Origin of the sequence: Variovorax ginsengisoli, assembly GCF_030811835.1 — a bacterium.
Lineage (GTDB): Bacteria > Pseudomonadota > Gammaproteobacteria > Burkholderiales > Burkholderiaceae_C > Variovorax > Variovorax ginsengisoli_C.
Genome location: NZ_JAUSRO010000028.1, coordinates 1 through 12,971, shown reverse-complemented (window position 1 = coordinate 12,971; position 12,971 = coordinate 1). Strand labels below are relative to the sequence as shown.

14 protein-coding genes are annotated in these 12,971 nt (G+C 62.4%); 11 read left to right on the top strand and 3 right to left on the bottom strand.

What is annotated here, in order from left to right; genetic code table 11:
* The first annotated feature begins 657 nt into the window (after positions 1-657).
* The 9 genes from J2W36_RS26295 (at position 658) to J2W36_RS26255 (ending at position 10,159) form a co-directional block, all read left to right on the top strand.
* Positions 658-1,836: an aminotransferase class V-fold PLP-dependent enzyme gene (locus tag J2W36_RS26295; RefSeq protein WP_307692747.1), complete on the top strand. Its 1,179-nt coding sequence runs from the start codon at positions 658-660 to the stop codon at positions 1,834-1,836.
* A gap of 58 nt (positions 1,837-1,894) precedes the next feature.
* Positions 1,895-2,791, top strand: coding sequence for a transporter substrate-binding domain-containing protein (locus tag J2W36_RS26290; protein ID WP_307692746.1), 897 nt, complete (start codon positions 1,895-1,897; stop codon positions 2,789-2,791).
* Between the two features lie 31 nt (positions 2,792-2,822).
* The gene (locus tag J2W36_RS26285; RefSeq protein ID WP_307692745.1) at positions 2,823-3,593 is read left to right on the top strand and encodes an amino acid ABC transporter permease; all 771 of its coding nucleotides are present in this window, start codon (positions 2,823-2,825) and stop codon (positions 3,591-3,593) included.
* Positions 3,590-4,282 (top strand): amino acid ABC transporter permease, encoded by a 693-nt coding sequence (locus tag J2W36_RS26280; protein WP_307692744.1) that lies wholly within the window; start codon positions 3,590-3,592, stop codon positions 4,280-4,282. The genes J2W36_RS26285 and J2W36_RS26280 overlap by 4 nt, the downstream gene beginning before the upstream one ends.
* A 13-nt stretch (positions 4,283-4,295) precedes the next feature.
* Positions 4,296-5,093 carry an IclR family transcriptional regulator gene (locus J2W36_RS26275; protein WP_307692743.1) on the top strand — a complete coding sequence of 266 codons (798 nt, stop codon included), beginning with the start codon at positions 4,296-4,298 and terminating at the stop codon, positions 5,091-5,093.
* Between the two features lie 113 nt (positions 5,094-5,206).
* A complete protein-coding gene (locus tag J2W36_RS26270) occupies positions 5,207-6,193 on the top strand; it encodes a LysR family transcriptional regulator (RefSeq protein WP_307692742.1) in 987 nt (328 codons plus the stop codon).
* Positions 6,194-6,341: 148 nt separating this feature from the next.
* Positions 6,342-7,913 (top strand): AMP-binding protein, encoded by a 1,572-nt coding sequence (locus tag J2W36_RS26265; protein WP_307692741.1) that lies wholly within the window; start codon positions 6,342-6,344, stop codon positions 7,911-7,913.
* A 10-nt stretch (positions 7,914-7,923) separates the two neighbouring features.
* Positions 7,924-9,135: an acyl-CoA dehydrogenase family protein gene (locus tag J2W36_RS26260; protein ID WP_307692740.1), complete on the top strand. Its 1,212-nt coding sequence runs from the start codon at positions 7,924-7,926 to the stop codon at positions 9,133-9,135.
* A gap of 46 nt (positions 9,136-9,181) precedes the next feature.
* The gene (locus tag J2W36_RS26255; protein ID WP_307692739.1) at positions 9,182-10,159 is read left to right on the top strand and encodes a Bug family tripartite tricarboxylate transporter substrate binding protein; all 978 of its coding nucleotides are present in this window, start codon (positions 9,182-9,184) and stop codon (positions 10,157-10,159) included.
* A gap of 55 nt (positions 10,160-10,214) precedes the next feature.
* Here J2W36_RS26255 and J2W36_RS26250 read toward each other — a convergent pair whose 3' ends face one another.
* From J2W36_RS26250 to J2W36_RS26640, 3 genes are all read right to left on the bottom strand, one after another.
* A complete protein-coding gene (locus J2W36_RS26250) occupies positions 10,215-10,442 on the bottom strand; it encodes a hypothetical protein (protein WP_307692738.1) in 228 nt (75 codons plus the stop codon).
* Between the two features lie 264 nt (positions 10,443-10,706).
* On the bottom strand, positions 10,707-10,799 hold the full coding sequence (locus tag J2W36_RS26645; protein WP_503169908.1) for a hypothetical protein: 93 nt from the start codon (positions 10,797-10,799) through the stop codon (positions 10,707-10,709).
* 101 nt (positions 10,800-10,900) lie between these two features.
* Entirely contained in the window at positions 10,901-10,984 is an 84-nt protein-coding gene (locus J2W36_RS26640) for a hypothetical protein (protein ID WP_503169907.1), read from the bottom strand.
* A 222-nt stretch (positions 10,985-11,206) separates the two neighbouring features.
* On the opposite strand from J2W36_RS26640, the gene J2W36_RS26245 reads away from it, so the two are divergent.
* Together J2W36_RS26245 and J2W36_RS26240 are read left to right on the top strand one after the other, a co-directional pair.
* On the top strand, positions 11,207-11,497 hold the full coding sequence (locus J2W36_RS26245) for a hypothetical protein (RefSeq protein ID WP_307692748.1): 291 nt from the start codon (positions 11,207-11,209) through the stop codon (positions 11,495-11,497).
* Positions 11,498-11,889: 392 nt separating this feature from the next.
* On the top strand, positions 11,890-12,971 hold a 1,082-nt coding region (locus J2W36_RS26240; RefSeq protein WP_307692737.1), incomplete at its 3' end, for a substrate-binding domain-containing protein.

Below are 12,971 nucleotides of genomic sequence, written 5' to 3'. Positions count from 1 at the left end.
ACGAGCACCTCGCCGAACTTCGGCCCCTCGAGGTCGACGGTTTCGATGGTCAGTGGTTGGCCTGCTTGCCAGGCGACGGCGGCTTTGGTTTTCATAGGAGCACCCTTTGTTCAGAAGGGAGCGAATTTTCCGGCGCCGGCGTTCGCCAGCGTGTTCGAACTGTGAGAGCGTTGCTCATCGCGACGAGGCGAGGCTGGTCCCTAAGTTCTTGATGAATAAGAGTTTTTCTCGCATCGTGGCGGTCCGAAATTCGATTGGGAAGAAATTCGGGCGACCGTGAGGCGCAAGCGAGAATGCACTTCTTTGGTGCGGTCGTGTGCGGATCAACGAATCCAGTCCTAGCTGATATGTGGGACCTCAAGCATGTCTGCGCAGGGCATTTCAGACAGAAAAAGTGATGGATTTATGTCTTCTGGTGCGGCGGATGCTGAATTTTTGTCTCAATATTCGGACGGCGGAGGCGACGGTTTTTGAGGGGTCTAAATAACGATTTACCTAGGTAAGCCGCAGTGCTGACGCGCTCAAAGTTCGAGACGTGGTGACTCGGGTGCTGCCTAGGATGACTTCATCGCATCGAAACCCGTCATACGGATGACATGCGGTTTGAGTGCACAAGGCGCCCCTTTGCGGGGCATCGAGAAATTCACCGAGAACACCATGACCGACATCTTCGACCTTGCATCGCTGCGCAGCGAGTTCCCAGTCACCAAGCGCATGCTCTACCTCGACTCGGCGCACCAGACGCCGATGGCCACCCCCGTACGCGCCGCGCTGGCCGAGTTTCTCGTCGAGGGCAACGAGTCGGCCGGCCCGAAGCCCGTCTGGGTCCGTCGCGTCGAGACCGCCCGTGAGAACGTCGCCCAATTTCTCAACGCATCGCCCGGCGAGATCGCGTTCACCAAGAACACCAGCGAGGGCCTGAACATCGCGGCGAATGCCATGCCGCTCATTGCCGGCGACAACGTGCTGATGATCGAGGGCGACCACCCGAACAACGCCTACGCATGGCTCAACCTGCGCAGCAAGGGCGTTGAAGTCCGCTTCGTGAAGCTCGGCGACACCGAAGTCGCCAACGCGGCGACCTTCGCCCCTCACATCGACGCCAGGACCAAGGTCATCTCGCTGTCGCACGTGACCTTCCATGCCGGGCAACGACACGACGTCGCGGATATCGGAAAGCTCTGTGCAAGCAAAGGCGTCTACCTGGTCGTCGACGTCATGCAATCCATCGGCGTGCTGCCGTTGGACGTCAAACAGCTTGGCGTGTCGGTCCTCGCGGCTGGTGTGCACAAAGGGTTGTTGACCCCACAAGGCCTCGGCATCCTGTACGTCAAGGACGGCCTCGACGAACTGAAGCCTGCATACATCGCCATGTCCAGCCTCGCGAACCCGCCGGACGACTACATCGCCCGACCGGACGACATGGCGCCTCGCAAGGACGCCGGGCGGTTCGAGATGGGCAACTACAACCTGCCTGACCTGCACGCGCTTTCCGCTGCCATTGAACTCATCAACAAGGCGGGCACTGCCAACATCGAGCAGCACGTCCTGGCTCTGGGCGACCGGCTCATCTCGCATCTGGACGAACTAGGCGTCAAGCTGGTCGGCCCGCGTTCCCGGACCGAACGCGTCCACATCTACGTTCTCGACCTCCCGGTCGCTGAGTGGATGGAGTACTTCACGCAGAACCAGGTGCGGGCATCGCCGGAGCGCGGCGGAATCCGCATTTCCTTCGGGCTCTTCAACTCGCTGGAGGACGTCGACCGCCTGGCATCGCTCATCAAGGAGCGCCACAAGCAGACCTCGCGCTCGCAGGCCGTCGAACAAATCGACTGACCACAGCGACGGGTAACCAGTTCTTTCTTGCTTCTCAACCTCTGACCGGAGTTCCATCATGAAACGCCTTTCGTTGCTCGTCATCGCAGCCGCCAGCAGCTTCCTGCTGAGCGCCCCGTCCTTCGCCCAGCCAACGGGCGACACGCTGAAGAAAATCAAGGAGACGGGGACCATCACCCTGGGTTATCGAGAATCTTCGGTCCCGTTCTCCTTCCTGGACTCACAACAGAAGCCCGTGGGCCTTTCCATGGACATCTGCCAGGCCATCGCCGAGAAGGTCAAGCAGCAGTTGAGCCTGCCCAAGCTCGAGGTCAAGGAAGTCGCCGTCAATTCGTCGAACCGCATCCCACTCGTGGTCAACGGCACGGTGGATGTGGAATGCGGCGGGACCGCCAACAACGCGGCGCGCCAGAAGCAGGTCAACTTCACGGTGGCGACGTTCGTGAGCCAGCCGCTCTGGCTGGTTCGCAACGACGCCAACGTCAAGAAGCCAGCCGACCTCAAGGGCAAGACCGTTGTCGTGACGCAGGGCTCGAACGCCGTTGGCTTTGCGCGCAAATTCAACGATGAAGGGAAGCTCGACATGGTGACCATCCAGGCCAAGGACCACGGTGAGTCGATGCTCACGCTGGACGGTGGCCGCGCTGTCGCCTGGCTTGAGGATGACATCCTCCTGGCCGGCGAGAAGGCGAACTCGCGCAACGGCGGCTCGTTCACGTTGATGCCTGGCGGCTTTGACAACATCTACTACGGCCTGATGCTCAAGAAGGACGACGCTGAGTTCAAAGCGCTGGTCGATGGCGTCATCACGGGGATGATGAAGAGCGGCGAATTCGACAAGCTCTACAAGAAGTGGTTCGAGTCTCCGATTCCTCCGAAGGGCATGAACCTCAACTTCGCAATGACCGACAAGCTCAAAGAGCGCATCAAGTCCCCCAGCGACAAGATTGAATAAATAGGTCAGCAGTCCCGTACCGGAGAGCAAAGTGTTCAGTGTGCTGTTTGAGAACGTCCAGGATGGAGAAGAGCTCTACATCGATTGGCTGCTGTCCGGGCTCGGTTGGACCGTCGCGCTGGCGCTCACCGGCTGGTGTCTGGCGTTCGTGCTGGGCGTGCTGGTCGGCTGCAGCAGGACGTCGACGAACAAGGCGGTGGCGGTGGCCAGTCGTCTCTACGTGGAGGTCTTCCGCAACATCCCCATCATCGTGCAGATGTTCCTCTGGTATTTCGTCCTGCCGGAGGTGCTACCCGCCGAAATGGGTACGTGGGTGAAAAAGATTCCACCGCCCTGGGGCACGTTTTTGCCCGCGCTTATCGGCCTGTCGCTTTACACGGCGGCGCGTGTCGCAGAGCAGGTCAGGGCAGGCATCGAGGCCCTGCCCTATGGGCAGCGGTCCGCCGCGAAGGCGCTTGGCATGACCGAGTTCAGGGCCTATCGGCTCATTCTTCTTCCGCAGGCGCTGCGAATCATCATGCCTACGCTGACCAGCGAGGTCATGGGCATCTTCAAGAACACATCCGTCGCGCTGACCATCGGTCTGCTCGAGCTGACGGCGCAAGCCCGGCAAATCAATGAGTTCACCTTCAAGACCTTCGAGGCGTTCGGTGCAGCAACGATTCTGTACCTGGCTCTTGCGCTCATCGTTTATGCAGTGATGCATGGGCTTGAGGTGCGTTTCAAGACGCCCGGGCAGGAGCCTGCCAAGGAGCGCCGACGCGCAGCTTCCGGAAAGAAGGCGAGTGAGGCCCGGTCATGAATCACTTCGACTTCTCCGTTATTGCGGACGTGTGGCCGTTCTTGGCCAAAGGCCTCATCTTCTCGCTTGAATTGACCGCGGTCGGTTTCGTCGGCGGCCTGATTCTGGGCATCGGCTTGGCGCTGGTCCGTCACCTCCAGGTGCCAATAGCCGCGCCACTGGCGACTGGCTACATCACGCTGATTCGCTCGGTGCCACTCATCATGGTGCTGTTCTGGTTTTTCTTCCTGATGCCGCTCATTCTCATGTGGCTCACGGGAGCGCCGCGCCCCGTCCAGATCGGCCCCGTCTGGACGGCGTTCGTCACCTTCACGCTCTTCGAAGCTGCGTACTATGCGGAAATCATCCGTGCGGGCTTCAAATCCATCGCGAAGGGGCAATTCGCCGCATGCAAAGCCCTCGGGATGACGACGGTCCAAACCTACGGAAACATCATCCTGCCGCAGGTGCTGCGCGTGGTGAGCCCCATCCTGCTGACCCAGACCATCATCCTCTTCCAGGACACCTCGCTCGTCTACGTTCTGTCCATCACGGACCTGCTCGGCGCAGCCTCGAAAATTGCGCAACGCGACGGGCGCCTGGTCGAGATGTACCTCGCTGTCGCTGTGCTCTACATGGTCATTTGCTCAGCGACGTCGCAAGTCGTCGCCGTTCTCAAGCAAAAATATGCTGTACCAGGTCGACGCTAACGAAGGAGTTTCCATGTCCAAGGCCACGACGAGTCGCAAGGCGAAGAAGCCTGAGGCCCTGGGCCCAGGCACACCGGTAGAGCGACTGTTTGCGGTCCTGACGCTGGCGTCAAAAATGGGGATGATTTCCGCTGCGGACGTGGTCTACATGCTCGACCTCCCGCGGCCAACGGCTCATCGCATGATCGCGACCCTCGAAGAGCTTCGCTTCCTGCAGAAGATGCCCGTGAAGGGCAAATACGCTGTAGCACCGAAGCTGGTCGCCCTTGCCACATCGATTCTGGGCTCGACCATCGTCTATGCGCCGATTCAGACCCTGCTCACGGGGCTGGCGCAGAAGACCGGCGAGACCTGCGGCCTGGCGGTGATGTCGAGTGGCGAAGTCGAGTACATCGCCAGCGTCATGGGCCAGTCACCGCTGACCTTACAATTTCAGGCGGGCCAGAAGACGCCGCTGCACAGCACATCCAGCGGTCAGGTTTTCCTGGCAGGCCTGTCAGAAGACGAGCTTTCCAAGTTTCTCGATTCCGGTCCATGGGAGCCCCTGACGCCGAAGACCATCACCGAGCCCAAGGCGATGAAGGAGAAATTGCGAAAGGTGCGGGCCGACGGCTATGCATCGAACGAGTCCGAATACATAGTGGGTGTCGTCGGTGCGGCCGTACCTATTCATGGCGCGGATGACCAGGTCGTGGCCGCGCTGACCATCTCGGCCCCAAGGAGCCGGCGCACCCTCGAAGAGGTCCATGCGATGGTACCGATCTTGAAGACCTATGCAGAGCGCATGCGGCGTTCGATTGCGCGACGGTAGCGGCGCTACGAGCGCCGGCCCGATTCGTTGGGATAGCGGTCCGCAGTTCCGATGCCCTTCGACCGTTTGAGCCGACCGGGCGCAGACGCGCGTCCATCCCCTACATTCTCACCATGGAACTGCGCACCCTCCGCTACTTCATCGCCGTGCTCGAGGCCGGCAGCCTGTCGCGCGCGGCGGGCTCGCTCTACGTGGCCCAGCCTGCACTCACCGCCCAGATCAAGAAGCTGGAGAGCGAACTCGGCACGCAACTGTTCGAACGGTCGCACACGGGCGTATCGCCCACGCAGGCCGGCCTGCAGTTGTACGAGGATGCACGCCGCCTTCTGTCCGACGCCGACGCAGTGCGCGAACGCATGCAGCGGTTGCCTCAAGGGCCAGAGGGCTCGGTCACGGTGGCGGTGCCTTTCCTGCTGGCATCGCTCCTGATGGGCCCGACGCTGGCGCGGCTCAAGCGCGAGCATCCGCGTATCCGTGTGTTTGTGATCGACGATCTCAGCCTGATGGTGCGCAAGGCGATGCTCGACCGTCGCGCCGACATTGGCATCCTGGTCAACACGCCGCAAGTCGAAGGCCTGCTTTGCCAGCCGCTGGCGCGCGAAGCGATCTACATCTGCGGCCGCGACACCGACGGGCAAGTCGCCCCGCTGCTGCGCCCGCCGCGGCCCCGCGCTGCGCGCCGCGTGCCCGCGCACGATATCGAATTCCGGCACGCGGCGGCGCTGCCACTGGTGCTGCAACCGCGGCGCTTCTCGATCCGTCAAACCGTCGAAGAGGCCGCGGCCGAACACCACCTGACGCTGAACGTGGTGCACGAGCATGACTCGGCTCGGGTCATCCGCTCGCTGTACATGTGCGGTGCGGGCTTCACCTTCACGCCGGCGTGCACGCTGTCGGACCAGCCGCACCTGCCGGGTCCCGGCTGGGTGGTAGCACGCGTCGTCAAGCCGCTGCTGCAGCGCAACTACCAACTTACCGTGCCGGTCGGCCGGCCACCCGACGCTGCGACACAGGTGGTGATCGACACACTGCGGCAGACCGTGGCCGAGCTCATCGGCGGAGGCCTCTGGGCGGCAAAAATGCCGGGTGCTTCCGGCTGAACGCACCGCGACTCAATCCCTTCGCTCGAAAGAGCCATCACTTCCGTTGATGGCCCAGGATCAGCAATCGGTATTTCCGACATGTGCCGTCTTCTGGGACAGTGGGCCGGCCAGCGAGCACAGCGCCGACTGGTCATCAGGAGACAACATGAAAGCATCTTCCGTGCGAGTCGCCAATGTCGGCGAACTCGTCTCACGCTGCGCGCGCGCCTTTGCCCACCGAACGGCCGTTTACACCCCCGAACGCAGCGTCACCTACGCCGAACTTGAGAGACGCTCCAACCGCCTGGCCAATGCGCTGCTGGGCGTGGGGCTGCGGCGCGGCGACCGCGTGGGCATCTACCTGCCCAACTGCGTCGAGATCGTCGAGGTCGAACTGGCCTGCTACAAGGCGGCGCTGATCAAGGCACCGTACAACGCGAGGCTGTCGCCCACCGAAGTCGGCGACACGGTGGCCAACAGCGAGGCGATGTTGATCGTGACGACGGCCGAGCGCGCCGAGGCCTGTCGCCCACACCTGAAGGGACCGATGCCGCACCTGCTGCTGGTCGGCGCGGCGGACGATGCCGACGACGGCTACGAACGCGCCCTTGCGCGGTCGAGCGACGCGTTCACCTGTGCGGCGGTCGACGCCGACGAAGTCGCCGTGCTGCACTACACCTCCGGCTCGTCGGGCGTGCTGAAGGCCGCGATGCAGACCTTCGGCAATCGTCTTGCGCAGATGCGCAAGTTCCTCAGCCGCCCCGAGCACATGCAGACCGGCGACATCCTGGGGCTGGTCGGGCCGGTCACGCACGCCTCGGGCATGCAGCTGGTGCCGGCGCTGTGCAGCGGCGTGACGATCCGCCTGTTCTCCAGCTTCGAACCGGGCCGTTTCCTGGCCGACATGAAAGCCGAGCGCGTCACGCACACCTTCATGGTGCCGACCATGATCGGCATGCTGCTGGCAGAACTGGAAGGCCGCTACCGCCCCCTGCCGCATCTCGAGCGCCTGGGCTACGGTGCCGCGCCGATGGCGCCAGCGCGCATTCTGCGCGCGATGGATGTGTTCGGCCCCGTGCTGTCGCAGGGTTACGGTGCCGGCGAGACGACGTCCGGCGTGTGCGGACTCACGGTGGAAGACCATCTCTTCGCCCGCGCCGCCCGGCCGGAGCGGCTCGCGTCCTGCGGGCGGCCATACCTGGAATCGGATGTCCAGGTCGTCGATGACACCGGCCAACCGGTCGGCACCGGCGAGATTGGCGAAATCGTGGTGCGCGGCCCGGACGTCTTCTCCGGTTACTGGCGCGCGCCAGAACTCACGGCAGAAGTGCTGAAGAACGGCCGTTACCACACCGGCGACCTGGCCCGCGTGGATGACGAAGGCTATGTCTACATCGTCGACCGCAAGAAGGACATGGTGATCAGCGGCGGCTTCAACGTCTACCCGTCGGAAGTCGAGGCCGTGCTCTACCAGCACGACGACATTGCCGACGCCTGCGTCTTCGCGATCCCCGACGACAAGTGGGGTGAGGCGGTGGCGGCGCATGTGGTGCTCAAGCCGGGCGCAGCGGCCGACAGCCGCGCCATCGATGCGTTCTGCACCACGCGTCTCGGCGGCTTCAAGCGTCCGCGGCACATCGAGTTTGTCGCTGCCCTGCCGAAGAACGCCAACGGCAAGGTGGCGCGCAAGGTGATCCAGACCCCCTATTGGAGCGGCCATGAACGCATGGTCAATTGAAGGAAGCCCCATGAGCGAAACTCAAATGCACCGTCCTACCGCGCTGTTCGGCCGGCCCTTCGAAGGGTCGCGTCAGGCCGCTGACCTGATCGCCCGGCTCGACGATTTCCTGCATGGAGAACTGGCCGAAACCGTGCGTGAAGCGCACATCGACCACGAACGCAGCGTGGACCGTACCACGCTGCTGCGCGTCTGGCAGCGGTCCCATGCGCTAGGCTTCTACGGCATGACTCTGCCGGTGGAGATGGGTGGCCTTGGGCTCTCGCTGCTCGACCACGTGCTGGTGAAGGAATCGATCTACGCAAGTGGTTCTCCGTTGGCACCGCACGTGCTGGGCGAACTCAGCGGACCGCCGCGCGTGGGTGCGTTGGCTCGCAAGGCGACGCCCTACCAGATGGAGCGTTTCATCCTACCGGTAGCACACGCCGAGAAGGCCATCTGCTTCGCGATGACCGAGGCAGACGCTGGCTCGGATGCCGGCGCGCTCCAGACGCGTGCCGTGCGCGAGGACGGCGACTACGTCATCACCGGGCGCAAGCGCTTCATCTCTGGCTCGCCCTTCGCCGACTTCGCTGTGCTGATGGCGTCGACATCCGAAAATCCGCAAGTGCGCGAGATCTCGGCATTCTTCGTCGACCTGAAAAGCCCGGGCGTGCGGGTGGAGTCGGGCTACAGGACCATGGCCGGGCAGAGTAGCACCGGCGACATCGTGCTCGACGGCTGCCGCGTGTCTGCGGCCAACCTGATCGGCGAGCCCGGCCGCGGGTTGGCGCTGGCGCTCGGGCGCATCACGGTCAACCGACTGTTGCACTGCCCGGCCATGGTCGGCCTCGCCACCGTGGCGTTGCGCGACGCGCGCGACTACGCGCTCCAGCGACATCAGTTCGGACGTGCCATCGGGCAGTTCCAGGCGATCCAGCACATGCTGGCCGACATGGCGACCGACCTCGCGGCCGCGCGCGGATTGATGATGGCCACGGCACGGCAGATCGATGCCGGCAGCGAGGCACGCGCGGAAGCCTCGATGACGAAACTGTTCTGCTCGGAGCGGGCCTTCCAGATCGCCGATCGAGCAGTCCAGATCCACGGCGGCGAGGGCATCGTCCAGGGCCGCCGCGTGGAGTTCCTGTTTCGCATGCTGCGCATGTACCGCGTCGTCACCGGAACGAGCGAGATCCAGCGCAACACCATTGCACGAGAACTGCTGGGCGACCTGCACTGAAGCAGCACCTCGGCGGCAAATCCTGTCAACAAAAAAGAGACAAGCAATGACCCAACTCCATCGACGCCAACTGCTAGGAAGTATGGCGGGCTGCGCACTGCTGCCGCTGACTTCTTTCGCTGCCGACAACTGGCCGGACCGCCCGATCAAGTGGATCGTTCCTTATCTGGCCGGCACGGCGCCCGACAACACCGCCCGTGTGCTGGCGGAGGGCGTTGCAACGCTCCTCGGTCAGCCCGTGATCATTGAAAACCGCGCCGGTGCTGGGGGCAACATCGGCGCCCGGCTCGCTGCCAAGGCGCCGCCCGACGGTTACACCTGGGTGTATTCCTCCTCGCCGATGGCGGCCAACATGCGGATGTACAAGGTGCCCGGCTACGACGCCATGAAGGATTTCCGCCACATCATGCGTACGACGTCTTCCGACGTCGCGCTGATCGTCAATGCCTCGTCGGGCATCGACAGTCTCGACGAACTGCTGGCCCATGCGAGGGCCGCGCCTGGAAAGCTCGACTATTCGTCGGGAGGCGTCGGCACGCCGTCGCATCTCGGCGTGGAGCTGATGCTGAGTTCGACCAAGGCGCGCGCCACGCATGTGCCCTACAAGGGCGCCTCGGAGCTTGTCAATGCAGTGCTTGGCAAGCAGGTCACGTTCGGCATGCCGATCCTCAGCGTGGCCTATCCACAGATCGTCGCAGGCAACCTGAAGGCGCTGGCGATCGCGGGCAGCACGCGTAACTCGCTGCTACCCAAGGTGCCGACCTTTGCCGAACTGGGCATGCCGAACGTCCAGCTCACGTCATGGGGCGGCATCTCGGTTCCGGCCGGCACATCGGATGCGATCGTCGCCCGCATCCAGGGCGCCTTCGAGCGCGCTTTGAAACAGCCCTCCGTCATGACGGGCCTGGTCAACGCCGGCGGCCAGATCACACCCCTGCCACCCGAGGCCTACACCCTTGGTTTTCTCGAGGAGATGACGCTGACAGAGACGATGATGAAGCGCGCCGGGCTCTCAGCACAATAAGCGGCACGCGAAATTGCGCGCTGGGCCAATTGCTCGACCTGCGGAAGAAGAAACGTTATGAGCAAGACCGTGACCTGTGAGGCTGGCCGCCGATCGTGGCGCGCGCCTTGAAGGTGCTGTCGCCATAGACGCGCCGGAATTCCCAGATCGCGACGGCCAGGCAGGTGATGCCCCAGAACACCGGGTATTCGTATCCGCCCGTGTTCCAGGTCCAACCGAAGCCCTTGACCATCTGCAGTGCGTAGACCACCACGGCCAGGGCGCTGGCGTACAGAAGTTGCATGTGCTTTCCTTGAGAGTTTGCCAGGTGCTAGGCGTCGGCCGCTCGCGCAGCCTTGACGGCTATCAAGGGGTCGAACTCGGTCCACGTCGTACGCCCGAGCGAGCGTGCCAAGGTGGTGCTGACCTCACGTGTCGGCGTCACCAGTACGCGGCCAGCGCATCACCGCGCTGTTTCCTAATAGACGGAACCGGCCTGTTTCCGAGCGTCTTGGCTTGTGGATAGCCCGTTGCTTAGGAACCAGTCTAGTTTTGTGATAGGCATAGATCAGCCCGCCTCAGCCTTGCGTGCGGCGGCCTGGGCGACCGACTCGCCGGGGCCTAGTCCAAGCAGCTCGCGGGCGTTGGTGGTCGAGACGATCCGCGAAAGGTCTGCGCTCGGACCGTCATCTTCGAGAAATGCCGGCTCCAGCGATCCGTCGCCGGTTAGGTCGTCGGTACTGGCGACGGCATCGCCTTCACTTAACGCGTCTTCCTGAAAGCGCCGGCACGGCCGGCTTCTTCGGGGCCCAACTCGGCCTGGAAGCCGGGTATCTGCGCATCCATGATGCCTGTCGCGCAAGGCTTGCGTACCGCCTGCGGCGTCGTCGATGGCCGGGCGCTATCCCGGCCGATGCACCTGCTGTTCCAGGCCGATCTGCGGCAGACACGAAGCAACGAAGCTGCTGGTCGTTCGGCCGATCGGACAGAAGAGCGTCGACGCTTGAAAATCCTGCCTGTCCTTTAGGGAACCGCTGATCAATCTGCCGCATCAGGCATGCCCCATGCATGCGTGAAGGAATCGAGAACTGCCGCAGAAACGACAGGAGTCAAAGCAGCTTTGCCAGTGCCGAGTACGCGATGCAGAAGAAGCGCACGCGGCGCGAGAAGTTTCTCGCCGAGATGGAACGCGTCGTGCCGTGGGCGCGCTTGATTGCCGTGATCGAGCCGCTGTACCACTACGAGTGGGAAGAACAGCATCCGGAAAAGCTTTTGCGCTACCTGCGCAGCGAACAACTGACTGGCTTTACGCCGACTTCGGGTCATGCGTCGTTCAACACGCTTGGCAGCGGGTATTGATCAGCGAATCCCTAGATCCTAGGTGCTACGAAGCCAGGGGCAGCGCGGCTCGGTCACAAGGATGATCAACACGTCCTCAGGAATGCTCGTCGGCAGACACTCCCGTAGGCCAAGCCTGTGCAAAGAGCGTCAGCATGTGGGGCACAAGCCGTTGCTTCTTCAACATGGGATCACTGAAGTTCTACCGCGGTTGCATGTACTGATCGACCGGGGCCTCGGCTAAGTTTCAGAACGGCAGAAAATTCCATCGATTTCCATCTCAAAATCTAGACTTGTAGACAACTCAAGGCCTTAAGAAAGCGGACTGAGCTGACGCGTACAGGAGCGCCGGCCCTTGGCACACTTCATGCGGATGGAGATGCGGTTCCCAAAATCTATAAATCGGAGACATCATGACAATCGTCCGAAGCGGGCTGATCTGCCTCGCCGCACTGTTTTTCACATCCGCTCATGCCAGTGCACAGACGCCCAAAGAGATCGTCATTGCCCATGTGTATAGCCGCACTGGCCTGATGGAATCGTACGGTCGCCAAACTCAGGAAGGCCTGATGTTGGGGTTGGAGTATGCGACTGGCGGGACCATGAAGCTGGGCGATCAGCCTCTTCGAGTGATCGAGAAAGATGATCAGGGCAAGCCTGATGTCGGCAAGCGCCTCTTGGAGCAAGCGTTCGCCGACGAGAACGCAGCCATTGCTATCGGGGCTTCATCTTCTGGCGTTGCACTCGCGTTGCTCCCCGTCGCCGAACAGTACAGGAAGATTCTGATCGTAGAGCCGGCAGTGGCTGACTCGATCACAGGTGAAAAGTGGAACAAGTACGTGTTCCGCACGGGGCGCAACAGCACGCAAGATGCTGTTGCAGCCATGGCTGCGATCGACGCAAAGGACACCTACATCGCGACACTCGCGCAAGACTATGCGTTTGGCAAAGATGGCATCAAGGCATTCAAAGACGCAGTCAAGCAAGCATCGGTCGTGCACGAGGAATACCTGCCTGCTGCCACTAGCGACTTCACCGCCGCAGGGCAGCGGATCATCGACAAGATGAAAGATCTTAAAGGTCGGAAGGTTCTCTTCATTCTTTGGGCCGGTGCAGGCAACCCCTATAAGGTTGCGGATCTCGGCCTAGAGCGCTACGGCATCGAGATCTCCTCGACTGGCAATTATTTGCCGGCGATGGCGCAGTACAAGCGATTCCCGGGCATGGAGGGCGCCACCTACTATTACCACGACATTCCCAAGAATGCGGCCAATCGCTGGCTTGTCGAGAATCACATGGCGCGTTTCAAAGCGCCGCCGGACTTCTTCACGGCGGGCGGCTTCTCGGCGGCGATGGCGGTGGTCACGGCGCTGAAGAAGACCGGCGGCGACACCGGCACCAACAAGCTCATCACTGCCATGGAAGGCATGAGCTTCGACACGCCCAAAGGCAAGATGACCTTCCGCAAGGAAGACCACCAGGCGATGCAGTCGAT

Bases quoted from the DNA above. Each gene is read 5' to 3' on its own strand.
- J2W36_RS26295 (WP_307692747.1), top strand. From the start codon at position 658: ATGACCGACATCTTCGACCTTGCATCGCTGCGCAGCGAGTTCCCAGTC.
- J2W36_RS26290 (WP_307692746.1), top strand. From the start codon at position 1,895: ATGAAACGCCTTTCGTTGCTCGTCATCGCAGCCGCCAGCAGCTTCCTG.
- J2W36_RS26280 (WP_307692744.1), top strand. From the start codon at position 3,590: ATGAATCACTTCGACTTCTCCGTTATTGCGGACGTGTGGCCGTTCTTG.
- J2W36_RS26275 (WP_307692743.1), top strand. From the start codon at position 4,296: ATGTCCAAGGCCACGACGAGTCGCAAGGCGAAGAAGCCTGAGGCCCTG.
- J2W36_RS26270 (WP_307692742.1), top strand. From the start codon at position 5,207: ATGGAACTGCGCACCCTCCGCTACTTCATCGCCGTGCTCGAGGCCGGC.
- J2W36_RS26265 (WP_307692741.1), top strand. From the start codon at position 6,342: ATGAAAGCATCTTCCGTGCGAGTCGCCAATGTCGGCGAACTCGTCTCA.
- J2W36_RS26260 (WP_307692740.1), top strand. From the start codon at position 7,924: ATGAGCGAAACTCAAATGCACCGTCCTACCGCGCTGTTCGGCCGGCCC.
- J2W36_RS26255 (WP_307692739.1), top strand. From the start codon at position 9,182: ATGACCCAACTCCATCGACGCCAACTGCTAGGAAGTATGGCGGGCTGC.
- J2W36_RS26250 (WP_307692738.1), bottom strand. From the start codon at position 10,442: ATGCAACTTCTGTACGCCAGCGCCCTGGCCGTGGTGGTCTACGCACTG.
- J2W36_RS26640 (WP_503169907.1), bottom strand. From the start codon at position 10,984: ATGGATGCGCAGATACCCGGCTTCCAGGCCGAGTTGGGCCCCGAAGAA.
- J2W36_RS26245 (WP_307692748.1), top strand. From the start codon at position 11,207: ATGCGTGAAGGAATCGAGAACTGCCGCAGAAACGACAGGAGTCAAAGC.